The organism is Saccharopolyspora elongata (assembly GCF_004348985.1).
GTDB lineage: Bacteria > Actinomycetota > Actinomycetes > Mycobacteriales > Pseudonocardiaceae > Saccharopolyspora > Saccharopolyspora elongata.
Window position 1 is genome coordinate 34,650 of sequence record NZ_SMKW01000033.1, and the last position, 22,203, is coordinate 56,852.

At 67.4% G+C, this 22,203-nt stretch carries 28 protein-coding genes, 1 tRNA gene and 1 pseudogene; 19 read left to right on the forward strand and 11 right to left on the reverse strand.

Features of this window, described 5'->3' with window-relative positions:
- The first annotated feature begins 136 nt into the window (after positions 1-136).
- From E1288_RS23810 to E1288_RS23830, 5 genes are all read left to right on the forward strand, one after another.
- Positions 137-1,762: a peptide ABC transporter substrate-binding protein gene (locus tag E1288_RS23810; RefSeq protein ID WP_207954516.1), complete on the forward strand. Its 1,626-nt coding sequence runs from the start codon at positions 137-139 to the stop codon at positions 1,760-1,762.
- A gap of 73 nt (positions 1,763-1,835) precedes the next feature.
- On the forward strand, positions 1,836-2,762 hold the full coding sequence (locus E1288_RS23815; RefSeq protein ID WP_132488634.1) for an ABC transporter permease: 927 nt from the start codon (positions 1,836-1,838) through the stop codon (positions 2,760-2,762).
- Complete coding sequence (locus E1288_RS23820) at positions 2,755-3,735, forward strand: ABC transporter permease (RefSeq protein ID WP_132488636.1); 981 nt, start codon at positions 2,755-2,757, stop codon at positions 3,733-3,735. Before E1288_RS23815 ends, E1288_RS23820 begins: the two co-directional genes overlap by 8 nt.
- Positions 3,736-3,746: 11 nt before the next feature.
- The gene (locus E1288_RS23825; protein ID WP_408013795.1) at positions 3,747-4,757 is read left to right on the forward strand and encodes an ABC transporter ATP-binding protein; all 1,011 of its coding nucleotides are present in this window, start codon (positions 3,747-3,749) and stop codon (positions 4,755-4,757) included.
- Positions 4,750-5,751: an ABC transporter ATP-binding protein gene (locus E1288_RS23830; RefSeq protein WP_132488638.1), complete on the forward strand. Its 1,002-nt coding sequence runs from the start codon at positions 4,750-4,752 to the stop codon at positions 5,749-5,751. The genes E1288_RS23825 and E1288_RS23830 overlap by 8 nt, the downstream gene beginning before the upstream one ends.
- A gap of 119 nt (positions 5,752-5,870) precedes the next feature.
- On the opposite strand, the gene E1288_RS23835 is transcribed toward E1288_RS23830, so the two are convergent.
- Positions 5,871-6,458 carry a TetR/AcrR family transcriptional regulator gene (locus tag E1288_RS23835; RefSeq protein ID WP_132488640.1) on the reverse strand — a complete coding sequence of 196 codons (588 nt, stop codon included), beginning with the start codon at positions 6,456-6,458 and terminating at the stop codon, positions 5,871-5,873.
- A gap of 100 nt (positions 6,459-6,558) precedes the next feature.
- On the opposite strand from E1288_RS23835, the gene E1288_RS23840 reads away from it, so the two are divergent.
- Entirely contained in the window at positions 6,559-7,449 is an 891-nt protein-coding gene (locus E1288_RS23840; RefSeq protein WP_132488642.1) for an NmrA/HSCARG family protein, read from the forward strand.
- A 55-nt stretch (positions 7,450-7,504) separates the two neighbouring features.
- On the opposite strand, the gene E1288_RS23845 is transcribed toward E1288_RS23840, so the two are convergent.
- From E1288_RS23845 to E1288_RS23865, 5 genes are all read right to left on the reverse strand, one after another.
- Positions 7,505-7,744, reverse strand: coding sequence for a helix-turn-helix transcriptional regulator (locus E1288_RS23845; RefSeq protein WP_132488644.1), 240 nt, complete (start codon positions 7,742-7,744; stop codon positions 7,505-7,507).
- A 16-nt stretch (positions 7,745-7,760) separates the two neighbouring features.
- Positions 7,761-8,597: an ABC transporter permease gene (locus E1288_RS23850; RefSeq protein ID WP_132488646.1), complete on the reverse strand. Its 837-nt coding sequence runs from the start codon at positions 8,595-8,597 to the stop codon at positions 7,761-7,763.
- A complete protein-coding gene (locus tag E1288_RS23855) occupies positions 8,594-9,502 on the reverse strand; it encodes an ABC transporter ATP-binding protein (RefSeq protein ID WP_207954524.1) in 909 nt (302 codons plus the stop codon). Before E1288_RS23855 ends, E1288_RS23850 begins: the two co-directional genes overlap by 4 nt.
- A 190-nt stretch (positions 9,503-9,692) precedes the next feature.
- Positions 9,693-10,067, reverse strand: coding sequence for a TetR-like C-terminal domain-containing protein (locus tag E1288_RS23860; protein WP_165968223.1), 375 nt, complete (start codon positions 10,065-10,067; stop codon positions 9,693-9,695).
- A gap of 117 nt (positions 10,068-10,184) precedes the next feature.
- The gene (locus tag E1288_RS23865) at positions 10,185-11,657 is read right to left on the reverse strand and encodes a S10 family peptidase (RefSeq protein WP_132488652.1); all 1,473 of its coding nucleotides are present in this window, start codon (positions 11,655-11,657) and stop codon (positions 10,185-10,187) included.
- A gap of 124 nt (positions 11,658-11,781) precedes the next feature.
- Between E1288_RS23865 and E1288_RS23870 the strand changes: the two genes are divergently transcribed.
- Positions 11,782-12,477 (forward strand): uracil-DNA glycosylase, encoded by a 696-nt coding sequence (locus tag E1288_RS23870; protein WP_235883770.1) that lies wholly within the window; start codon positions 11,782-11,784, stop codon positions 12,475-12,477.
- 83 nt (positions 12,478-12,560) lie between these two features.
- Here E1288_RS23870 and E1288_RS23875 read toward each other — a convergent pair whose 3' ends face one another.
- Both E1288_RS23875 and E1288_RS47120 read right to left on the reverse strand, forming a co-directional pair.
- Complete coding sequence (locus E1288_RS23875) at positions 12,561-13,067, reverse strand: hypothetical protein (protein ID WP_207954517.1); 507 nt, start codon at positions 13,065-13,067, stop codon at positions 12,561-12,563.
- A 30-nt stretch (positions 13,068-13,097) separates the two neighbouring features.
- Positions 13,098-13,247: a hypothetical protein gene (locus tag E1288_RS47120; protein ID WP_165968224.1), complete on the reverse strand. Its 150-nt coding sequence runs from the start codon at positions 13,245-13,247 to the stop codon at positions 13,098-13,100.
- A 122-nt stretch (positions 13,248-13,369) separates the two neighbouring features.
- Between E1288_RS47120 and E1288_RS48940 the strand changes: the two are divergent.
- Positions 13,370-13,456 (forward strand): annotated as a pseudogene (locus E1288_RS48940) (uracil-DNA glycosylase); the annotation flags it as partial.
- Between the two features lie 45 nt (positions 13,457-13,501).
- On the opposite strand, the gene E1288_RS23885 reads toward E1288_RS48940, so the two are convergent.
- From E1288_RS23885 to E1288_RS23895, 3 genes are all read right to left on the reverse strand, one after another.
- Positions 13,502-13,924: a type II toxin-antitoxin system VapC family toxin gene (locus E1288_RS23885; protein WP_132488656.1), complete on the reverse strand. Its 423-nt coding sequence runs from the start codon at positions 13,922-13,924 to the stop codon at positions 13,502-13,504.
- Entirely contained in the window at positions 13,921-14,166 is a 246-nt protein-coding gene (locus E1288_RS50430) for a FitA-like ribbon-helix-helix domain-containing protein (RefSeq protein WP_132488658.1), read from the reverse strand. Before E1288_RS50430 ends, E1288_RS23885 begins: the two co-directional genes overlap by 4 nt.
- Before the next feature lie 150 nt (positions 14,167-14,316).
- Complete coding sequence (locus E1288_RS23895) at positions 14,317-14,556, reverse strand: hypothetical protein (protein ID WP_207954518.1); 240 nt, start codon at positions 14,554-14,556, stop codon at positions 14,317-14,319.
- A gap of 236 nt (positions 14,557-14,792) precedes the next feature.
- Here E1288_RS23895 and E1288_RS23900 point away from each other — a divergent pair, with 236 nt between their 5' ends.
- From E1288_RS23900 to E1288_RS23950, 11 genes are all read left to right on the forward strand, one after another.
- On the forward strand, positions 14,793-15,074 hold the full coding sequence (locus E1288_RS23900) for a type II toxin-antitoxin system RelE/ParE family toxin (RefSeq protein WP_132488660.1): 282 nt from the start codon (positions 14,793-14,795) through the stop codon (positions 15,072-15,074).
- Between the two features lie 11 nt (positions 15,075-15,085).
- Positions 15,086-15,385, forward strand: coding sequence for a HigA family addiction module antitoxin (locus tag E1288_RS23905; RefSeq protein WP_132488662.1), 300 nt, complete (start codon positions 15,086-15,088; stop codon positions 15,383-15,385).
- A gap of 79 nt (positions 15,386-15,464) precedes the next feature.
- On the forward strand, positions 15,465-15,854 hold the full coding sequence (locus tag E1288_RS23910) for a hypothetical protein (protein WP_132488664.1): 390 nt from the start codon (positions 15,465-15,467) through the stop codon (positions 15,852-15,854).
- A 78-nt stretch (positions 15,855-15,932) separates the two neighbouring features.
- Positions 15,933-16,454, forward strand: a complete 522-nt coding sequence (locus E1288_RS23915) for a GNAT family N-acetyltransferase (RefSeq protein ID WP_132488666.1) — start codon at positions 15,933-15,935, stop codon at positions 16,452-16,454.
- Positions 16,455-16,553: 99 nt separating this feature from the next.
- Positions 16,554-16,943, forward strand: coding sequence for a hypothetical protein (locus E1288_RS23920; protein ID WP_132488668.1), 390 nt, complete (start codon positions 16,554-16,556; stop codon positions 16,941-16,943).
- Positions 16,925-17,359, forward strand: coding sequence for a type II toxin-antitoxin system VapC family toxin (locus E1288_RS23925; RefSeq protein ID WP_132488670.1), 435 nt, complete (start codon positions 16,925-16,927; stop codon positions 17,357-17,359). The genes E1288_RS23920 and E1288_RS23925 overlap by 19 nt, the downstream gene beginning before the upstream one ends.
- A 294-nt stretch (positions 17,360-17,653) precedes the next feature.
- The gene (locus tag E1288_RS23930) at positions 17,654-18,976 is read left to right on the forward strand and encodes an NAD(P)/FAD-dependent oxidoreductase (RefSeq protein WP_132488672.1); all 1,323 of its coding nucleotides are present in this window, start codon (positions 17,654-17,656) and stop codon (positions 18,974-18,976) included.
- Between the two features lie 320 nt (positions 18,977-19,296).
- Positions 19,297-20,433 (forward strand): ATP-grasp domain-containing protein, encoded by a 1,137-nt coding sequence (locus tag E1288_RS23935; protein ID WP_132488674.1) that lies wholly within the window; start codon positions 19,297-19,299, stop codon positions 20,431-20,433.
- Between the two features lie 110 nt (positions 20,434-20,543).
- Positions 20,544-20,617: transfer RNA gene (locus tag E1288_RS23940), tRNA-Leu, on the forward strand.
- A 169-nt stretch (positions 20,618-20,786) separates the two neighbouring features.
- On the forward strand, positions 20,787-21,254 hold the full coding sequence (locus tag E1288_RS23945; RefSeq protein WP_165968225.1) for a tyrosine-type recombinase/integrase: 468 nt from the start codon (positions 20,787-20,789) through the stop codon (positions 21,252-21,254).
- Between the two features lie 451 nt (positions 21,255-21,705).
- Positions 21,706-22,200 carry a Pycsar system effector family protein gene (locus tag E1288_RS23950; protein ID WP_132488678.1) on the forward strand — a complete coding sequence of 165 codons (495 nt, stop codon included), beginning with the start codon at positions 21,706-21,708 and terminating at the stop codon, positions 22,198-22,200.
- The last annotated feature ends 3 nt before the right edge of the window (positions 22,201-22,203 follow it).

The following is a 22,203-nucleotide window of genomic DNA, read 5'->3' on the forward strand; positions in this document are numbered from 1 at the left end:
GGCTTTGTGACAGGGCATTGCCGTGAACGGGTTCTCACTTATGTTTACGCTCGTCTGACGCGGCGGTGAATGATCCGCCGCGCGTGATGACCCCGGAAATCACTGCTGGGGCACGCGTGGAAGCGGGAGGACCTACATGCGAAAGGGACGTTTGGCCGCAATGGTCGCGGCCCCGCTGGCGGTGGCGATGCTCGCCACTGCTTGCGGTGGCGGCGGCAGCGGCTCCGGAGAGGACGGCATCATCACCCTCGACTGGGGTGAGCCGGAGAATCCTCTGGTCCCGGCGAACACCACCGAAGAGAACGGTGGCTTCATCGTCAACGCCATGTTCACCGGCCTGGTCGACTACCGGGCCAGTGATCTGAAGGTGGAGAACGCGGTCGCGGAGTCGATCGAGTCCACAGACCACCAGAACTACACGATCAAGCTGAAGCCGGGCTGGACGTTCCACGACGGGACCCCGGTCAAGGCCAAGAACTTCGTGGACGCCTGGAACTACAACGCATACGGTCCGAATGGCCTCCAGGGCGCGAGCTTCTTCGAGCAGATCGACGGCTACGACCAGATGCAGTCCGAGGACCCGGACGAGGACGGGCCGGCGCAGGCCCCGGAGCCGGCGGCCAAGGAGCTGTCCGGTCTCAAGGTGGTCGACGACAACACCTTCACCGTCAGGCTGAAGGCGCCGTTCACGATCTTCCCGGTCGTGCTGGGCTACTCCTCTTACATGCCGCTGCCCGACTCGTTCTTCAAGGACCCGAAGGCCTTCGAGGCTCACCCGATCGGCAACGGGCCGTTCAAGTTCGAGTCCCGCGTTCCGAACCAGGAGCTCAACCTCGCCGCGTACGAGAACTACGCGGGTGCGGACAAGCCGACCATCAAGGGCGCCAAGTTCAAGGTCTACGAGCAGCTCGACGGCGCCTACCAGGACCTGGTCTCGGGCAACCTGGACTTCCTGCGTGCCATCCCGGTCTCCGCGCTGGTCGGCGACAAGTGGAAGCAGGACCTCGGCGAGCGCGCGAAGCAGAAGCCGGGCCTGCTGACCCAGACGATGGGCTTCCCGATCTACGACGAGAAGTTCAAGAACCCCTTGCTGCGCAAGGCGATCTCGATGTCGGTCGACCGCAAGACGATCACCCAGCAGGTGTTCGCCGGTGGTCGTGACCCGATGGACGGCTGGGCCACCCCGGCCGTCGAGGGCTACCGCCCGAACCAGTGCGGCGAGGCCTGCGAGTTCAACCCGGAGAAGGCCAAGCAGTACCTGCAGCAGGCGGGTGGCTTCCAGGGCGTGCTGACCGTCGAGACCAACGGCGACGGCGGCCACAACGAGTGGGCGCAGGCCGTGGCCGCGAGCATCAAGCAGAACCTCGGCATCGAGACCCAGTTCGTCCCGGTCCCGACGTTCGGCGAGTTCCGCCAGAAGGCCAACGCGTTCAAGTTCACCGGCCTGTTCCGGACCGGTTGGAAGGCCGACTACCCGAACATCGAGACCTTCCTGACCCAGCTGTACCGCACGAACGCGTCGTCGAACGACTACAAGTACGACAACCCGGCGTTCAACGCGGCGCTCGACAAGGCGAACGCGGCTCCGACCATCGAGGCCGCCACCGCCGCCTACGCCGATGCGGAGAAGCTGCTGGCCGAGGACCTGCCGCTGATCCCGCTGTGGTCGCAGCCGGTGCAGTACGGCTTCTCGGAGCGGATCGCTGAAGGTGAGGTCAAGGCTTACCGTGAGCTTGACCTGACCACGGTGCGCCTGAAGTAAGAACCGAGCCGGAGCCCGGCCCGCCGTGATCCGGCGGGCCGGGCCCTGCATTGGCTGTGATTAGGAGGCCCGAATGGGTCGCTACGTGTTGCGGCGGCTGCTGCAACTGATCCCGGTGTTCATCGGGACAACTCTGATCATCTACTTGCTCGTCTGGGCGATTCCGGGTGACCCGTTCGCGGGAAAGTGCGGCGACCGCGGCTGTCCGCCCGCCTACATCGCCGAGATGCACGAGAAGTACAACCTGGACGACCCGCTGGTCATCCAGTACTTCAAATACTTGGGGAAGCTCCTCACCGGTGACTTCGGGGAGACCTACGCGGGCGTGGAGATCAGCACGCTGATCCAGAACGCCTACCCGACCACCATCAAGCTCGCCGTCGTCGCGCTGATCATCGAGGGTGTCATCGGCCTGGCGGCCGGCATCCTGACCGGCCTGCGCGGCCGCGGCTTCCTGGACAACCTGGTCCTGGTGTCCACCCTGTTCCTGATCTCGCTGCCGGTGTTCGTCACCGGTTTCGTGCTGCAGATCACCCTGGGCAGCGAACTCGGCATCATCAAGCCGACGGTCAGCTCGGACCCGTCGATCGGGGAGCTGATCGTGCCCGGCTTCGTGCTCGGCTCGCTGTCCATGGCCTACGTGGCGCGGCTGACCAGGACCAGCATGATGGAGAACCGCCACGCGGACTTCGTCCGGACCGCGACGGCCAAGGGCCTGGAGCCCAGGCGCGTGGTCGGCGTGCACCTGCTGCGGAACTCGCTGATCCCGGTGATCACCTTCCTGGGGACCGACCTCGGCACGCTGATGGGTGGCGCGATCGTCACCGAGGGCGTGTTCAACATCCGCGGTATCGGCGGCCTGGTCTTCAAGTCGATCCTGACCAAGGAAGGCGCCACGGTGACCGGGATCGTCACCCTGCTGGTGCTGGTTTACCTGCTGATGAACCTGCTCGTGGACATCCTCTACGCGGTTCTCGACCCGAGGATCCGATATGACTGACCCAAGTTCTGGCACCTCCGGGCTGGTGAGCGCGGCGAGCGCGTCCGCGGCGGGTGGAGCGGCCGCCGAGATCGCGGAGAAAGCCCCGCGGAACAAGAACGAGAAGCCCCGCGGCCTCTGGGGCGACGCGTGGCTGGACCTGCGGCGCCGCCCGCTGTTCATCGCGGCGTCGCTGATCATCCTGGTGCTGCTGTTCATCGCCGCGTTCCCGAGCGTGTTCACCTCGGCCGACCCGGCCTTCCAGGACCTCTCCAAGGTGCGGCAGACCCCGTCCGCGGAGGCCTGGTTCGGCTACGACAACCTCGGCCGTGACATCTTCGCGCGGGCCGTCTACGGCACCCGTGCGTCGATCGCGGTGGGTCTGCTGGCCACGCTGCTGACCGTGGTGCTCGGCGGCACCGTCGGCATCATCGCCGGCTACTTCGGCGGCTGGGTGGACAACCTGCTGTCCCGGTTCTCCGAGATCTTCCTGGGCCTGCCGTTCGTGCTGGGCGCGATCGTCATCCTGACCACCTTCAACGCCGAGGTGGTCATCCCCAGCTCGACGCGGATCATCGCCCAGGTGGTGCTGACGATCGCCGTGCTGTCGTGGCCGATCTCGATGCGCATCATGCGGTCGGCGGCGATCTCGGCGAAGCAGCAGGACTACGTGAAGGCGGCTCGGGCGCTCGGCGCCAGCGCGCCGCGGATCATCATGCGGCACATGCTGCCGAACTGCCTCGCGCCGGTCCTGGTGTACTCCACGATCGCGCTGGGCGGCTTCATCGGTGCCGAGGCGACGCTGTCGTTCCTGGGCATCGGGTTGCGCGACCCGGTCGTGTCGTGGGGCGTGATGATCGCCGAGTCGCGGAACTACATCCAGGCGGCGCCGCACCTGCTGTTCTTCCCGGCCGGGTTCCTGGTCGTCACGGTGCTGGCGTTCGTGATGCTCGGTGACGCCGTGCGCGACGCGCTCGACCCGAAGCAGAAGTAGGAGAAACCGCTTTGTCTACTGTGGACAACAAGGCCCCGGCGGAGCGGCTGCTGGAGGTCGAGGACCTGCACGTGGAGTTCCGCACCCGGGACGGCGTCGCCAAGGTCCTCAACGGCGTCAGCTACCACGTCGACGCCGGTGAGACCCTCGCGGTGCTGGGCGAATCCGGCTCGGGCAAGAGCGTCACCGCGCAGACCATCATGGGCATCCTGGACATCCCGCCGGGTGCGATCACCGGCGGCTCGATCAAGTACCGGGGCGAGGACCTGCTCGCCGCGTCGGACCGCCGCCGGCGGGAGCTGCGCGGCGAGTCGATGGCGATGATCTTCCAGGACGCGCTGTCCGCGCTGAACCCGGTCTACACCGTCGGGTTCCAGATCGCCGAGCAGCTGCGGACCCGCCGCGGCATGTCCCGCAAGGACGCCACGATCAGGGCCGTCGAGCTGCTGGACCAGGTGAAGATCCCGAACGCGAAGCAGCGCGTGAAGGAGTACCCGCACCAGTTCTCCGGCGGCATGCGGCAGCGCGCGATGATCGCGATGTCGCTGGCGCTGGACCCGGACCTGCTCATCGCCGACGAGCCGACCACGGCGCTGGACGTCACGGTGCAGGCCCAGATCATGGACCTGCTCGACGAGCTGCGCCGGGACCGCGGCATGGGCCTCATCCTGATCACCCACGACCTGGGTGTGGTCGCCGAAGTCGCGGACCGGATCGTGGTGATGTACGCGGGCCGGATCGTGGAGAGCGCGGACGCGTACTCGCTCTACAAGCAGCCGGGTCACCCTTACACCGAGGGCCTGATGCGGTCGATCCCGCGCCTGGACCTCAAGGGGCAGGAGCTGGAGACCATCAAGGGGCTGCCGCCGAACCTGCTCGCGGTGCCCTCGGGCTGCCCGTTCCACCCGCGCTGCGCGCGCGCCGTGGAACGCTGCAGCCAGGAGGTCCCGACCTACCACCAGCTGGGCCTGGGGCGGGCCAGTGCCTGCCACTTCGCCGAGGAGTTGATTACCCGTGGCTGAGCCGATCCTCCAGGTGCGGGACCTGGTCAAGCACTTCCCGGTGACCCAGGGGGTGCTGTTCAAGCGCACGATCGGCCACGTGCGTGCCGTCGACGGCGTGTCGTTCGACCTCAACCGCGGCGAAACGCTCGGCGTGGTGGGCGAGTCCGGTTGCGGCAAGTCGACCCTGGCGCAGGTGCTGATGCGGCTGGAGAAGCCGACCAGCGGCAGCGCGCTGTTCGAGGGTCGCGACATGTTCAAGATGCACGGCGCCGAGCTGCGCAAGCTGCGGCGCGATCTGCAGATCGTGCTGCAGGACCCGTACACCTCGCTGAACCCGCGGCGCACCGTCGGCGACATCATCGGGGAGCCGTTCGAGATCCACCCCGAGGTGGCGCCGAAGGGCGAGCGGCGGCGGAAGGTGCAGGAACTGCTGGAGGTGGTCGGGCTCAACCCGGAGCACATCCAGCGCTACCCGCACCAGTTCTCCGGCGGTCAGCGGCAGCGCATCGGCATCGCGCGGGCGCTGGCGCTGCGGCCGAAGGTGATCATCTGCGACGAGCCGGTGTCGGCGCTGGACGTGTCGATCCAGGCGCAGGTGATGAACCTGCTCGGCGACCTGCAGCAGGAGTTCGGGCTGTCGTACGTGTTCATCGCCCACGACCTCGGCGTGGTCCGCCACCTGTCGGACCGCGTGGCGGTGATGTACCTGGGCAAGGTCGTGGAGATCGGCTCCGACGAGCAGATCTACGAGCACCCGCAGCACCCGTACACGCAGGCGCTGCTGTCGTCGGTGCCGGTGCCGGACCCGACGCTGCGCGGCAAGCGCGAGGTGATTCGCCTGACCGGCGACGTGCCGAGCCCGGCGAACCCGCCCTCGGGCTGCCGCTTCCGCACCCGCTGCTGGAAGGCGCAGGACATCTGCGCGGAGCAGGTCCCGGAGCTGGAGGTCCGCCTGGGCAGCCACCCGTCGGCCTGCCACTTCGCGGAGGAACGGCCCCGCGTGGTGTCCTGACGGGAGAGTTTCGAGGCGGAGGGCGCCTTCGAGCCGCTGGCTCGGAGGCGCCTTTCGCTTGTCCGATGGCCCGGGTCGGAGTCGTGAGCGGTTTGGATCGCTGTGGCGCTCCAAAGTGCTCACGAGCCAGGGGGTCCGCCGAGCGGGCGGAGGCCTGCGTAGAGGACCGCCAGTTCGCTGGCCGGGCGTTGTTCGGCGACCGCTCGGCGGTACATGTTCAGGCCCCCCACGATCAGCGATCGCAGCTCCGCCGTCGTCAGGTCCGCGCGTACCGCGCTCGCCTGCTGCGCGCGTTCCAGGAGGGTGCCGATGGCGTCGTTGAAGTCGGTTTCCAGGCAGGCCGTTTTCGGTGGCTGCCCGGTCGATTCCAGCGCGTCGCAGATGTCCTTGTTCAGCGCGGCGTACTCGATGACGCGCTGGAAGTAGTCGAAGAACGCGCGGCCGGGATCGCCGGACTCCGCCTGGTCGCGGGCTTCGTCGACCATCGCCCGGATCCGTTCCGCCACGACGGCCTCGAAAAGCGCTTCCTTGGTGGGGAAGTGGCGGTAGACGGTGCCGGGGCCGACGCCGGCGCGGCGGGCGATGTCGTCCAGCGGGACGGCCAGTCCTTCGGCGGCGAACAGCTCCTGGGCCGCGGCGAGGACCCGTTCGCGGTTGCGCTGGGCGTCCGCGCGCAGCCGTTTTCCGGGGGCGTTCTCGGTCGTCACGGGTCGAGCCTACCGCTTTCGTGGACAACCGGGGCGCACGTTCCGTATCGTACGAACCGGGGCGCGCGTTCCGGTTGTGCCCATCGATGCGGAGGCCTAAGTGTCCAAACCAGAAGGAATCGTGCTCGTCGTCGGAGCCACCGGGCAGCAGGGCGGCGCCACGGCCGCCAAGCTGCTCGCCCGCGGCTGGCGCGTTCGAGCACTCACCCGCAACGCCACCGGAGCCGCCGCGCGGCGGCTGGCCGAGGCCGGCGCGGAACTGGTCCAAGGCGACATGGACGACCAGGAAGCGCTCCATGCCGCGATGCGGGGCGTGCACGGCGTTTTCAGCGTCCAGCCGACCTTCATCACGCCCGAGCTGTCCCCGGGCATCAGCCACGAGGACGAACGCCGCTGGGGCAAGAACGTCGCGGACGCTGCGAAAGGCGCCGGCGTGCAGCACCTCGTCTACGCCTCGGCGGTCAACGCGGATCGGCGCACCGGCGTCGTCACGCTGGAGAACAAGAGGGAGATCGAGGAGCACATACGCGCGCTGGGAATTCCGGCCACGATGCTGCGGCCGGTGTCGTTCATGGAGAACTACGTGGCGATGATGCCCGGCCAGGCCGCCGCGGGCGACGAGCTGGTGAGCGCGGTCCGGGCCGACGTGTCGCAGCCGCTGATCGCGCTCGACGACATCGGCGAGTTCGCCGCGCTGGCCTTCGAGAATCCCGGCGACTACATCGGCCGGGCGGTGGAGATCGCCGGGGATTCGCTGACACCGCCGGAGATCGCGGACGCGCTGTCCCGCGCGACCGGTCGGCGGCTCCGCCACGTCGAGCTGCCGCTGGAGCCGCTGCGCGAGCAGAACCCCGACCTCCACCGCGCCTACACGGCGATCAACGAGCTCGACATGACGGTGGACATCCCGGCCCTGCGCCGCCGCCACCCGGGCCTGATGACCTTCGAAACCTGGCTGACGACCCGGGGCCGGGCCCTGCTCGGTGCCTGAATGAGTCGTGAGTGCTGGGTCCGGTAAGAACCGGACTCAGCACTCACGAGCCGGCTCAGGCGGAGCGTTCTCCCGTGCCGATGCGGGGGAAGGGGTGGATGGAGAACACCACTTCGACCGGCACCTCGAAGTGCTCCGCGATGCGCAACGCCAGGTGCAGGCTCGGGCTGTACTCGCCGCGCTCCAGGTAGCCGATGGTCTGGTAGTGCACGCCGAGCGCTTCGGAGAGCTGCCGGCGGCTGATCCCGCGTTCGGCCCGCAGCATCGCGATGCGGTTGTAGATCGTCTCGCTCATGTTCTCCTCCGCCACATCAGCGAATTCGCTGGATGGCCTTCTCGCGACGCGCGGCCACGCTCGACCCCGACTCGCGCCGCGCCATCCGGCGCAGCACCACAGGAGCCACCACCAGCCCGATCACGGCCCACAGGCCGAGCACCCCGACAGTCTCCAGGTGTCGCCAGGACTCGCCGATCTCGGCCGCCGCCATCGCGTCCGGCAGCAGCGCCGAGCGCATGCCCAGCCCCAGCCAGTACATCGGGAACGCCTGCGCGATCCACTGCAGCCACTCCGGGTACTCGGTGATGGGGTAGAAGATCCCGGAGATCGCGATCAGCCCCATCATCGGCACGATGACCAGGCCCAGGCTCCGCGGGCTGGAGAACAGCGAGCCGATGATCGCCCCGATCGGCATCGTCGCGACCAGCCCCAGCACCAGCACCCACGCGAGGGTCAGCCAGGTGTCGGCGCCGGTGGCGAGGCCGTCGAACATCACCAGGCCGGGCACCAGCAGGATCAGCAGGCTGACCAGCGACATGCAGCCGACCATCGTGATCTTGCCGATCAGGTAGCCGAGCATCCCGTCGGGGGTCGCCTTGGCGCGCAGCAGGGTGCCGTCCTCGCGCTCGACGGTCAGCTGCTGGGCGATGTTGATCAGCCCGGCGAACCCGATGCCCATGCCGAGCACCCCGGGCAGCGTCATCGCGCCCAGCGAGAAACCGGCCACAGTGGACCCGCTCTGGAACGACATCACGACCAGCAGGATCACGGTGGGGAACAGGTAGCCCCACAGGTCCTGCGCGGTGGTCAGGGTCTGGCGGAATTCGATCCAGCCGCGCTGCAGGCCGGCTCGTGCTGCGGTCGCCTTCACCGGTTCGCCTCCTCGGTGCTGCCGTTGTTCTCCGCGGAGAAGGTCAGCGCGACGTTCTCGCCCCGCCCGGATTCGTGGGCGCGCACCATCGCCATGTAGGTGTCCTCCAGGGTCGCCCGGCGCACCTCCAGTTCGGTGATCTCGTCGCCGTGCTGCGCGAACAGGTCCCGGACGAACCGGGTGGCGTCGGCGGTCGGGTGCACGAAGCGCCGGCCGTTGCGGGTCCACTTCACCTCAGACTCGGCGGCCACCTGCCGGGACAGCTCGTCGGCGGAGCCGTCGGCGACGATCCGGCCGCCGGCCAGGATCAGGATGCGGTCGGCCAGCTTCTCGGCCTCGTCCAGGTCGTGCGTGGTGAGCAGGATGCCGGTGTTGTCGTCGTCGGCGAGCCGGTGCACGAGGTCGTGGAACTCGCGGCGGGCCTGCGGGTCGAAGCCGACCGTGGGCTCGTCCAGGAACAGCAGTTCCGGGCGCCCGACGATGCCGATCGCCACGTCGAGCCGGCGGCGCTGGCCGCCGGAGAGCTGCCCGGCCCGCTTGTTCGCGTGCTCGGACAGGCCGACCGCCGCGACGAGTTCGTCGACGTCCCAGGGGCGGGTGATCCGGTCCGTGGAGTACGGCGCGTAGTAGGTCCCCAGGTGCGCCAGCAGTTCCCGGACCCGCCACTTGCTGTGGTCGCGCCAGGACTGCAGCACGACGCCGAGCCGGGCCCGCCAGCGCTCGTCGCCGTGCGCCGGGTCGGCGCCGAGCACCTGGACGTCGCCGCCGGAGCGCATCCGGAAGCCCTCCAGGATCTCGATCGTCGTGGTCTTGCCCGCCCCGTTCGGCCCCAGCAGCGCGACCACCTCGCCGCGGCGCGCGGTGAGGTCGACGCCCTTGAGGACATCGGTCGTGCCGTAGCGCATCCGCAGGTTGCGGACGTCGAGCACGGTGTCCGCGTCCGGTAACCGCACCGGCGGCGGTGGCGCCTCCGATTCATTCGCGACTGTCATAACCCCAGTGCCTCTCGTAGCAGTGATAGCCCTGCATGTAGCACACATACTACATACCGAAGGATCATTGCTTCGTCGAAGTGGGGATCGGATCGGCCGTCGTTCAGGGGGAGATCGCCCGGCGGGCGGCGGCGATCAGCGCCTCGGCGGTGGCCCGGTCCAGCGGTTCGCCGGTGCTCAGCCAGTGGTAGACCAGCGACCCGAACAACAGGTCCCGGATGGTCTCCGCGGCGAGGTCCGGGTGGAGCGCTCCTTGCTGCCGGGCGCGTTCGATCGCCTCGGTGATCGCCGCGTCGCGCGGCTTCAGGTAGCGGTCGCGCAGCGGCTCCGCGAGCTGCGCGCGACGGCCGCTTTCGGCGTGCACGCCGAGCACGACGCGGCCGAGCGGTGACTCGGAGAGCTGGAGCACGAACGAGATCGCCAGTTCGCAGAGGTCGCCCAAGGCGTCGCTGGTGTCCGGCAGGTCGAGCGGTCGCACCGCGTGGGCGAGCGCGTGGACCGCGAGGTCGTCCTTGGTCTTACGAGCCGCTCCGGGCGTGGCTGAGCGAATCGCGGCCCCGCTCCGATCCGAGCGGGGCCGCGATTCGCACCGGCGCTACGGGCGGGTGTTCACGAACGCCGCGAGGTCCGCCGACTGCTGGATCCGGGACTCCTCGTGGACGTACATCATGTGGCCCGCCGGGTAGTAGCGGACGTCGATGTTCTCCCGCAGCCGCTCCGGGATCGGCACCTGCGCCAGCACGTGCTCGGCGGCGAAGTACGGGGTCGCGCCGTCGGTGTAGCCGCAGCCGACGTGGACCCGCAGGTGCGGGTTGGCCTGGAACGCCGCGCCGAGTTTGTCCACAACGGACACGCTCGCGCCCTCGAACTCCTTGTACGACCAGGGATGCACCCGGCTGGACAGCGTCTCGTACGGCAGATCGCTGGCGTAGTCGAGCTCTTCGCGCAGGTAGTGGTTGATCGCCGCCGAGTAGGCGCCGCGGATGCCGGAGATGCTCGGGTCGTCGGTGAAGTGCTCCCCGGCGGCATCCCGCTCCCAGCCGGTGAACCGGCCGTCCATCCGCCCCACGGTCTCCCGCCGGTCGCGCAGCAGCTCGGTGAAGAACCGGATGTGCTCGATGCGCAGGTTCGCGCGGTCCACGTAGTCCTCGGACAGCCCGGACAGCGAGGCGACCCGCCGCACGATGTCCTCGCGCTCGGACGCGCTCAAGCGCGCGCCGCGCGCCAGCGCCCACGGGTAATCCTCGGCGGCGAACTTCTCCGCCTCGTCCAGCACCTCGCGCAGCGGCCGGTCGCCGTGCTTGCCGTGGTAGTGCGCGATCGCCGCGTACGTCGGCAGGAACAGCGAGTACGGCAGGTCGTTGCCCTCGGTGAACCGGATCGTCCCCATGTCCAGCACGGACGAGATCAGCAGCAGGCCGTTCGGGTAGAGGCCGTGCCGCGACTGGAGGTGCTCGGCGAGCGCGGCCGCGCGCAGCGTGCCGTAGGACTCGCCGGCGAGGTACTTCGGCGACATCCAGCGGCCGTTGCGGGTGGTCCACAGCCGGATCACCTCGGCGATGGACTCGATGTCCTTCTGGTATCCGTGGAAATCGCCGGGCGTGCCGCCCTCGACCGCCCGCGAGTATCCGGTGGACACCGGGTCGATGAACACCAGATCACTGTGCCGCAGAAGGGTTTCCGGGTTGTCGGCCAGCCCGTACGGCGGCGGCGCGAGGTCGCCGGCGTCACCGGAGACGACCCGCCGCGGGCCGAGCAGCCCGACGTGCAGCCACACGCTGGAGGAGCCAGGACCACCGTTGAACGCGAACGTCACCGGGCGGCTGCCGGGTTCGCCGTCGGCCACGTACGAGGTCAGGAAGACCTCGGCCTTCGGCTTGAAGCCCTCGAACTTGCCGTCGGCGTGGACCTCCTCGCGCAGCACGATGCGGCCCGTCGTCGCGGTGTAGGCCAGTTCCGCGCCGTCGGCGGTGATGGTGTGGTGGGTGCTCACCAGATCGTCGACCGGCTCGGCCGGGGTGGTGGATTCCTGCTTCGCCTCGTCGGCCTTGTCCTCGCTGGCTGCCATGCCGCCCACATTACGTGCCGTCGAACGGGTTTTCTGCCACTTTTGGGAGGTGCCAGAAACGACCTCCCGGCTGATCGACAACCCCATCGACGACCCCTCCGCCGCGGCCCCGGGGGCCGCCGACCTGGCCGGCCTGGACGAGCTGGTCACCCGCTGCACGGCCTGCCCGCGGCTGGTCGAGTGGCGGGAGGAGGTCGCGCGGGTCAAGCGCGCGGCGTTCCGCGACCAGGAGTACTGGGGCCGGCCGGTGCCCGGCTTCGGCCCGCCGGACGCGGCGATCGCGATCGTCGGGCTGGCGCCGGCGGCGCACGGCGGCAACCGGACGGGCCGGATCTTCACCGGCGACCGCTCCGGCGACGTCCTCTTCCAGGCGCTCTACGACGTCGGCCTGGCGTCCCAGCCCGAGGCGTGGCACATCGACGACGGTTTGACGTTGCACAGCACCAGGATCACGGCGCCGGTGCACTGCGCCCCGCCCGCCAACAAGCCGACGCCGGCGGAGCGCGACACCTGCCGCCCGTGGCTGGTCCGCGAGCTCGACCTGCTGCGCCCGACGCTGCGAGCGGTCGTGGTGCTGGGCGCGTTCGGCTGGCAGGCCCTGCTGCCGGTGCTGGCGGACGCGGCCTGGCAGGTCCCGAAGCCGCGCCCTAAGTTCGGCCACGACGCCCACGCGGAACTCCCGGCCACGGACGGAGGAGCACCCCTCCACCTCCTCGGCTCCTACCACGTCAGCCAGCAGAACACTTTTACGGGCAGGCTCACCCCGGCGATGCTGCGGGCGGTGCTGGAGCGGGCGAAGGGGCTGGCGGAGCTTCGGTGAATGGGGTCATGGCGAGTGCAGCAACTCATCCTCAAGTTCCGTGTCCTGCGCACGTGACCCATCGGACTGGCTCTAGTAGGTCTTCAAGCCAAGGTTCTTCTGCAGTGCCCCTGCCTGCTCAGCAGTGGCGAGGACCATTGTGTCGTCGTAGATGCCGTGGTTCTCGCGTTTGAAGCTGACGCGGCGGAACGCGCGATGGCGTTGCAGGCTGCCGCCGGGTCGTAGTAGTCATCCGAGAGGTGTTCGGCCGGGATCGATACGAGCTGGCCGTTCCGTTCGAACTCCAGGACGTCGTAGCGGGATCCGTCGACGAATTCGCCTTCATGCAGCCGGACGCTGGTGACGGTGACTGCGCCGCGGGTGAGTGCGGCTGCCGCTTCCAGGAGGTCTTCGTAGCCTTCTTCCAGGTAGTCGATGTCTTCGGCGTGGACCGAGACCGCCACGTCGAAGGTTTCGAGGGCGCATGCGACGTTGTAGGGCGTCAGTTCGTCGTGCGCATAGTCGACGTATTCATCAAGGACGGTCTGCGCCTTTTCCTGCGGCACCATGCCGATCTCCTGAAGGACCATGACTACACGTTCGTATGTCATCGATGAAGCGTTCGACATGGAGGCATCTTGTCAGCCGAGGGACTTCTTCGTGGCTGCATCCGAGAAATCGCCCCGCCGGCACGGGAAAACGTTCATCCCCCGGCGAGCTCGCCACGATCTCCTGCACACCCGGCAGATCCGGGTGTGCAGGTAGCCGCCCAGCCCATCCGGCTCGGTCATCACATCCACCTCGGCACCCAGGTGCCGCAGCCGGCAAAACGTACAGACTGGGGGCTCACCTGCGATGTTGCCGGATTTCCCCGGGCGAGCGAAGGCGGTGGCAGGACTTCCGTAAATCCGTTCACTTCAGCCAGCAGAACACTTTCACGGGAAAGCTCACGCCCGCGATGCTGCGGGACGTGCTGGAGCGGGCGAAGAAGCTGGCGGGGTATCTGACGCCTCACCGATGCGCTGCCGCGTCGAACCCTGATGGCCTAATTCGCGTACCAGGGATTCACGAGTTCGATGCCCGTCTCTTCGAAATCCTTGGTATTGCGAGTGGCCAGTGTTGCCCGGCGTGCACGGCAGATCGCTGCGATTTGCGCATCAGCGGCGCTGATGGGGCGGCCGAGCCTCTCGCGTTCGCTGACCACGACGGCGTACTCGGCGGCAGCAGGCGCATCGAACGGCTCGACCCGCCCGTGGAAATCGTCGTTGATCAGCGCGTGAACTGCTGCGTTCAGCGACGTTTTCCGGTGTCCGTCGGGCAGTCGTGTCACGCCGTACAGCAGCTCGGCGGCAGTGATCGCTGTCGTTGCGACCTCTGCCGCAGGGAGCGAGTCAAGCCATGCCAGTACGTCGGCGTCTGGCGCTTGGCGAGTGACTTCTGACAGGACGTTGGTGTCGAGAATGATCACGAGTCGAAATCCGCCGCACGAGGAGGTTCGCTACGGGTGGGGAGTTCAAGTTCGGGCTCGCCGAGGCCAGCGAACCGGGCGTGGATGCGACTGCCCAGACCGCGGGAGGGCGGGGGCGGTGCCACGGCGGCTTGCAGGATCGCCCGGACCTCGGCTTCCATCGAGTGCCCGTGTTGCGCCGCTTGGACACGGAGTCGTGCGTGTGTCTCGTCGTCCAGACCGCGAATCGTCAAGGTCGACACGATGACTACCTCCTCCCAGTGCTGTCGTTGACTGCAATGCTAGCACTCGTGGGCGTCTCGGCGTACCTGCCACATCAAGGGTTTTGGCGGGGTTACGTGACCCGTTGCGGTTGATCCGGGCGCCATGGAGCGGCCTCTGGCATCACCAGATCACTCGTCGTCCGGCTCCGGATCAGCGAAGAACTCAAGGTGAGAACACTTGCGACAACGGAATGCGGCAATCGGCAGCCGCCTCCTTCTCCGCAACTTGATCCCGCCGAACAGGGCGTGCTCCACAGGGCCCTCGACCCAGTGCGCCTGTCGATGCGATGCAACGTCCACGCTGTTCGGCAAGAAGCCTTGCTCCAGGTCGTTTGCCCCGCAGAAGGTGCATTTCAGATCCGTTGCCATCCTGGAGAGGCTAGTGCCCGCCCGTACCACCCGGAGCATGAACGCCGCAATCGCGCGCTCGTCGGCGGATCCGTGAATCCGTTCACGTCAGCCAGCAGAACACCTTCACGGGAAGGCTGACCCCGGCGATGCTGCGCGGCGTTCTGGAGCACGCGAAGGAACTCGCGAGGGTGGGGCGAGGTCCAGCATCTCCCAGGGCATAACGCTTGCCGTTATTAACGTGCTACGTTAAGCTGATGCTGCGATCTTTCGCTGACAAGGAGACCGAGCGTGTATGGCAACGGCGTCGTTCGCGGGTCCTCGACCCAAATGTCCAGCGGGCGGCTCTGCGCAAGCTCGCCATCCTTGACGCGGCGGAGACCGTGGAGGACCTGCGGGTCCCTCCGGGGAACCGGCTGGAGAAGCTGAATGGAGATCGAGCCGGTAAGTACAGCATTCGGATCAACCAGCAGTGGCGCATTTGCTTCGAGTGGACGCCGGCTGGTCCGGAGAACGTTGAGATCGTGGACTACCACTGAAGGGAACGAGGATGTCTGACGAGTTCGTCATGCCTCCGGTTCACCCGGGGGAGGTCCTAGCTGAGGAGTACCTCGAACCACTTGGTGTCACTCAACATCGACTGGCCGTCGCGATTGGGGTTCCGCCCCGTCGTATCAACGAGATCGTGCACGGCAAGCGTGGAATCTCGGCTGACACCGCATTGCGGCTGGCGCGCTTCTTCGGTACGTCCGAGCGATTTTGGCTCAACCTCCAGTCGCGTTACGACCTGGAGCGGGAGAAGAATGCGCTCGCCGACACGCTGGCTCGCATTCAGCCACTGTCTGCCTGACGTGAAGATGAGCCCGCCGCTGGCCGCGGGTCCGCCACGACCGGCGCTCTCCGCTCCGCCGCGTCGCTACCATCTGCCGATGGTCCGCAGCAGGAAGAAGGCTCGACGCCTCGTGATCGATGACGTGACCTTCTTGTGGTCGGTGCGTCACCAGCACCACGTCGAGCAGGACCGGGGCCAGGTCTGCCGCGAGGTCCTCGCGATCGGCCGTGCCGGAGCGCCTGGGCGAGTCCGGATCGTCTTCCAGGGAGGCGCCGGGCGGCTGGTCCCCGATGGCCTGCTGCACTCCGGAGGCGTTGGCACCGGGGGAAGTTGGCTCAACCTGCACGAGCCGGGCACCGTGCGAGCCCTGCTCGACGAGGCTTTGGCCGGCGGGTGGGACCCGACCGATCCGTCGACCGAGCAGATCGACGGCTGGCTCCTGTTCGACGCGGTGTCTGCGCTCCGGAACGCGCCCCAGTCCGTCTGACCGTGCCCTGGCGAACGGTTCTGTGAAGACCTCGTTACGCGTCGAGGCCGGTCGGCCGGTTCCTGACAGCATGTCGGGATGGCCGCGAAATTGGTGGTCCGGGACGCCGAAGCCGGTGACGCGGAAGCGATCGGCGAGCTGTTCCGGAGGTACGTCGAGACAACGGTGACGACTTTCGAGGAAGTGCCGCCGACGGCGCAGGACTGGCGGGGCAAGATCGGCGCGATAGCGCGAGACGGCTGGCCGTTCCTGGTGGCAACGCTGGAAGACGATCTGGTCGGTTACGCCTACGTGTCCCCGTGGCGACCCAAACCCGCCTACCGCCACACCGTCGAGAACACGATCTACCTGCACCCGGGCCACGTCGGGCGCGGCATCGGCCGCCACCTGCTCGGCGAACTCCTGCGGCGCGCGGCAGCGGCGGGCGCGCACCAGGTCATCGCGGTGATCGCGGATACCGGCAACCCGGCATCGGAGGCACTGCACCGCAAAGCGGGGTTCGAGGTCGTCGGGAAGCTGAACGAGGTCGGCCGCAAGAAGGGGAAGTGGATCGACACGACCCTGATGCAACTCGACCTGACGACCCAGAACGCCGGCTGACCGGCTTCCGGAGGCGTTCCGGTGACTCGAACGGGTGGACCTCCATTCAGTCATCGCCGCAGGTGGATATGCGTTTACCACTGGCGGTAGCATTGCTGCATGAATGCCGTGCCGCATGAGCCTGCAGGTGGGCTTCCGGGTAGAGATGCCGACTTCGCCGAGCGGTTGGCCTGGCTGTTGAGCCAGTACCGCGAACTCGACTCGAGAACGGCTGGGCCCGAAGGTGCTCCGGATCTCGACTCCGCGCGCAACGTGCGGTCGCTCGGGCGGGCTCGCAAGGTCAGCGTGTCCATGCCGGAGGACCTGACCTCGGCCGTCCAGCATCGGGTGGGGCGGGGAGCGTTCAGCCAGTACGTCACCGACGCGGTAGCCAAGCAGCTCGAGCTCGATCTCGTGGCCGAACTCGCCGAGCTGCTCGAGGCGGAGCACGGGCCGGTGCCGGAGGAGTACTTGGCGGAGGCAGGGGCGGCATGGCCGGACGCCGAGTAGCCGCAGGCGGGGCGCTCGTTCTCGACAGCGAGGGCCTGTCGAAGCTCGCCACCGGGGATGGCCGTGCCCGCGCGTACCTCGAGACTGCGCGGCTTCGGCGCTCCAGGGTTGTGGTCAGTGCGATCACGCTGACCGAGGTGCTTCGCGGCTGCGCGCGAGATGCCCTGGTGCACCGCGTGCTGTCCCGGGTCTCGGTCGTTCCCGTGACGCCCGAACTCGCCCGCGCCGCCGGAGAACTCCTTGGTACGACTGGATTGTCGGGGCATCGCTGCGCGATCGATGCGGTGGTGGCCGCCACCGCGATGGAGCTCGCGCGGCCGGTGGTGCTGCTGACGAGCGATCCCGACGGTCTGAGCAAGCTCGTCGAAGAGCCTGCGCGCCCGAAGCCTGAGCGGGTGGTCGTGGTGCACGTGTGAGCTCGGGCCGTGGTCGGAGCTCGTACGTTCGGTCCGGTGGGGGCGATCTTCCCGGAAGAATTTTCGCGGGCGTGGGCATCGGCGCTCAAGATTCGGTAGGGTGGCCTGAACCAGCCTCCATGACACCTCGGTGATGTCAGTCTGACGTCACCCGCCGCCGCCCCTGCGGTGCGCGTACGCAGCGCGTTTGTTCGTGCACAACGCGTTGACCGTGATCGATGCCACCCGCGACTGGCGTCACATTAAGGGGGGTCGGCGCAGCGCGAATACGGTCAGTGGTGCGACCATGAAGGCATGGCTGGTAAATCCGATCCCACGCGGATTCTCATCCTCGGCGGCGGTTACGTCGGCATGTACACGGCACTTCAGCTGCAGAAGAAGCTGGGTCGCCGCGAGGCCTCCGTGACGGTCGTCGATCCTCAGCCGCACATGACCTACCAGCCCTTCCTCCCGGAAGCGGCCGCGGGTTCGGTCGAACCCCGGCACGTGGTAGCGCCACTGCGACGAGTGTTGAAGCGGTGCCATGTGGTCACCGCCGCTGTCACCGAGATCAAGCACGACGAGAAGGTCGTGACGGTCGAGAACCCGCAGACCGGTTCCGAGGACATCGCCTACGACGTGCTGGTCGTGGCGCTCGGTTCGGTTTCGCGGCTGCTGCCGATCCCCGGCCTCGCCGAGGAGGGCATCTCGCTGAAGACCGTTGGCGAAGCCACCTACCTGCGCAACCACGTGCTGGGCAAGATGGACGCCGCGGCCAACACCGACGACCCCGAGCTGCGCAACCGGCTGCTGACGTTCACCTTCGTCGGCGGCGGCTTCGCAGGCGTCGAGGCGCTGGCGGAGCTGGAGGACATGGCCCGCTACGCCACGCGCTACTACGACAACATCAAGCCCGACGACATGTCCTGGGCGCTCGTCGAGGCCGCCGGCCGGGTGATGCCCGAGGTCAGCGAGAAGATGGGCGTCTACGTCGTCAAGGCCCTCGAAGAGCGCGGCATCAAGGTCTACCTGAACACCTTCCTGAAGTCCGTCGAGGGCGGCCACGCGATGCTCTCCGACGGCACGGAGTTCGACACCGACACCCTGGTGTGGAACGCGGGTGTGAAGGCCAACCCGGTGCTGAAGAACAGCGACCTGCCGCTGGACGAGCGCGGCCGGGTCAAGGCCACCGCGCACCTGCAGGTCGAGGGTCTGCCCGGCGTGTGGGCGGCCGGTGACTGCGCTGCGGTCCCGGACCTGTCCAAGACCGAGGAGAACCCCGGCGCCACCTGCGCGCCTTCCGCGCAGCACGCGGTGCGGCAGGCCAACCAGCTGGCCAAGAACATGCTGGCCTCGCTGCGCGGCAAGTCGACCAAGGAGTACCGCCACGCCTACGCCGGCTCGGTCGCCGGCATGGGGCTGTACAAGGGCGTCGCCGACGTCTACGGCTTCAAGGCCAAGGGCTTCATCGCGTGGTTCATGCACCGCTCGTACCACGTGAGCCGGATGCCCACGTTCAACCGCAAGCTGCGCATCATCATCGACTGGACGCTGGCGTTCCTGTTCAAGCGCGAAGTCGTGTCGATGGGTCAGATCGAGAACCCGCGGGCCGCGTTCGAGCGGGCCGCCGAGAGCTGACCGGCGCCGAAGGACCGGGCACTCGCAGCTACGGGGCCGCGTGCCGGAATGGGCACGCGGCCTTCTCGTCCCCGACGCCGTGCTCCGTGCGGGCTATCTGGAGGGCGGCTAACCTTGACAATCCGTAGCGGGAAATCGAAGACTATAGCGAGTTCGTCACCTGAAAGGATGCGTCACACGGGGGAAGGGGTGAATCCCTTGACGCTGAAAGAACTTGCCGCCCTACTGCGGAGCGGTGCTGTTGAGGAAGGTCCGCTCGCAGACTTCGCGGAGGACTACCAGGAAGCAGCTCGGGTCTTCTGGAAGAAGGACGACTGAGCATGGACGAGGCCGAGGGACGGCCCGCCGACCTCGGAAACCCGCCCGGGGCGGCCGCCCAGCCGTTCCTCCGCCCGACCCCGATGCTGTTGCAGGGGCAGGACTACTTCTTCCGCTCGCCGGACACGCTGCTGGACTTCCAGGAGCGGATGTTCGGCGCGGACCTCGTCGCCGATGAGCCCGGCGACCCGGTGCCGTGCGTGCTGGTGCTGGCGCGCGCCGCCGACATGGAGATGAACGAGCTGTCGCTGGCGCTGGCCGAGCACGACATCCGCATGGTGCGCATCGATGCCGACCGCAGCCTGGACCTCGCCCTCACCATCTACACGGACACGCCGCTGATCGAGTTCCAGCGCTGGCTGCTGCGGCCGGTCCTGGTCTGGCGGCGGCACTTCGACATCAGCGCAATCCCGGTGGACCCGACCACGGTGCACGGCGCCTACGTCCGCGAGCAGTGGAGCGCGGTGGCGAACTGGCTCGCCTGCCGGGGTGACTGGGATCAGGTGAACTCGGTGCGCTCCACCGAACACCTCGACCGGCTGACGCAGCTGCAGGGCGCGTCGGCGGTCGGCCTGCGGGTGCCCCGGACCGCGGTGACCACCATGCCCGGGCGGAGCCGTCCGGGCGGCGGCCGGTGCATCGTCAAGGCGGCCGGGCACCACCTGCTCGAACCCGAGCCGGGCGCGCTGCGCGGCCTCTTCCCGCGCCCCCTGGACATCCGGCTCACCGGCGAGGCTCGCGAGCCGGCGCCGGTGCTGGTCCAGCAGTACCTCGACGCGGATCACGAGCTGCGCGTGTTCGTCATCGGCGATCGGGCGATCGGCTTCCGGGTGCAGAAGCTGGACCCGGCGCAGCTGTGGGTCGATCCTGATTCGGTAGTGGTGGAACGCGTGGAGGTGCCCGAGGACCTGGTCCAGCGGCTGTTGGCGCTGTGCCGGCAGTGGCGGCTGGACGTGGCCGGCTTCGACTTACTCGGCGTCGGCGGCGAATGGGTGTTCCTCGAGGTCAACGTGAACTGCGACTGGCGCTGGTTCGAGCACCGGGCCGACTGCGCGGACGTCTCGACCGCCGTGCACGACTGGGTGCGGAGCCGCTTCACCGAGCTCTCGACCGCGAAGAACGGCTGGGGGAGCTGGTGACCCAGCGCCCGCCGGCACACCGAGGTGTCCTTCGGCGGTTCGAGGGAACCGAGCGAAGCGCCACTGCGTCGTAACGTGTGCGGCACCCGCCGCGACGAGCAGTGCTGACCGCCCCCGTAGCCCAACTGGCAGAGGCAGACGACTTAAAATCGTCCAAGTGTCGGTTCGAACCCGACCGGGGGCACTAGTCCTCGCAGGTCAGTGACCTGGAGAGGCGTTTTCGGGGCTAGCGGGACGGTGGAGGTATCCATCGTCTACTCATCGCTTTGGTCCTCGGCAAGGGAGTCGGAGATGGGTCGACCGCCCCTCCAGATCGGCACTCGCGGCAAGATCAACACGACGCGGTTGGACGGTTGGACGACGTCGCCTGGCGGGCGCGCACGCGGTTCCGGGCCTTCGACGGCAAGACGCGGCTCGTCGAGCGCTCCGGCCCGACGGAGAAGCGAGCCGTCGAACGGTTGGAGTCGGCGATCGAGCAGCTGCAGAAGTCCAGGGCTCGGCTGACCGTCGACTTTAAATTCCGTGACGTGGCGGGGGTATGGCTTGAGAAGGTCGCGCAGCGCCGGGCGGAGACGACCCGCGACAACTATGAGCAGACCCTGAAGAGGATTGTGCTCGACCGGATCGGTGATCTGCGTCTGCGGGAGATCAGCGTTCCGGTCCTCGAGGAGTTCTTCGAGAAGCTGGAAGCGGACGGGTATTCGGCGGGCTACCGGCGATCGCTGTCAGCCTCCAGCGCACTGGACAGGGAAACGCCGCATCGTTTGCCATCCCTACGAATGGCGACACGACTTCCAGAACGTTGGCTTGGACTTGGATGAGCAACTACGAGCCAAAGTCGCCGTCCGTCAGCACCTCAACGGTCCAGGCGCAGCTGCAACGTGTAACATCCAACAGCAGAAGCTTCAGATCGTGCGCGCTCCTCAAATCCACTGGCGCAGAGCCTGAAACCGCCTGTGGCTGACAGTCATTGGAAGCGCAGCAATGACAGCCCAACATCACAGAGTGTGACTATCTCTGTTGTGGTGACCGAGATCCGAATGGGCCGCTCTGGGATGGCGCTGTCGCCCCGATCTTGAGGCCGGGTATAGCTGACTCGCCGATATCTGTGAACAGCATGATGTCTTTGCTGACGATGGCAAAAGGGTGAATCTATCAGTGCCTCAGGGCGTAGGCCTTGTCTAGCCCGTTCCGGGCTGACAACATGATCTCGAGCTGCGCGGACGCATTCTTGGCACTGACTGGGCAGATGCTGAAGAAATAGGAGAATTGATGGAAGCGGATCCATTGGGAACGGCATGGAAAATGCATGCTGCACTTGTGGAATGGACAGGTAAAGCGGACCTTAAAGCATCATTCTCCTTGACTGTGCAGTCGGTGACGCTGGTTCTTATGGGGATTCTTACCAGTTCCGGTCGGTTAGCCATGGGATCCGGGTCTGGGGCTTCGCAGATCTTGCTGTGGGCAGGATTCCTACTCATGGCAGGGGGAGCTTCGTGTGCTGCGGTTACGATATCTCCCAATCTGCGCAAAGAGCGGAGAGGGCCGAATAAGAATGATGATTTCCTCTTCTTCGGCCACCTGCGCACCTGGGAACCAGGAGAGCTAGAGGCTGTATTGCGGGAGACGGACCCTTTGCCAGCGTTGTCCCGGCAGTTGGTAGTCATGAGTGAAATTGCCTGGGTCAAACACCGCTGGGTGCAGTGGTCCTTCATCTTAGCAGTCGTCGGAGCTGCGACGCTCGGTGTCGGTGCTGTAGTTAGATAAGGC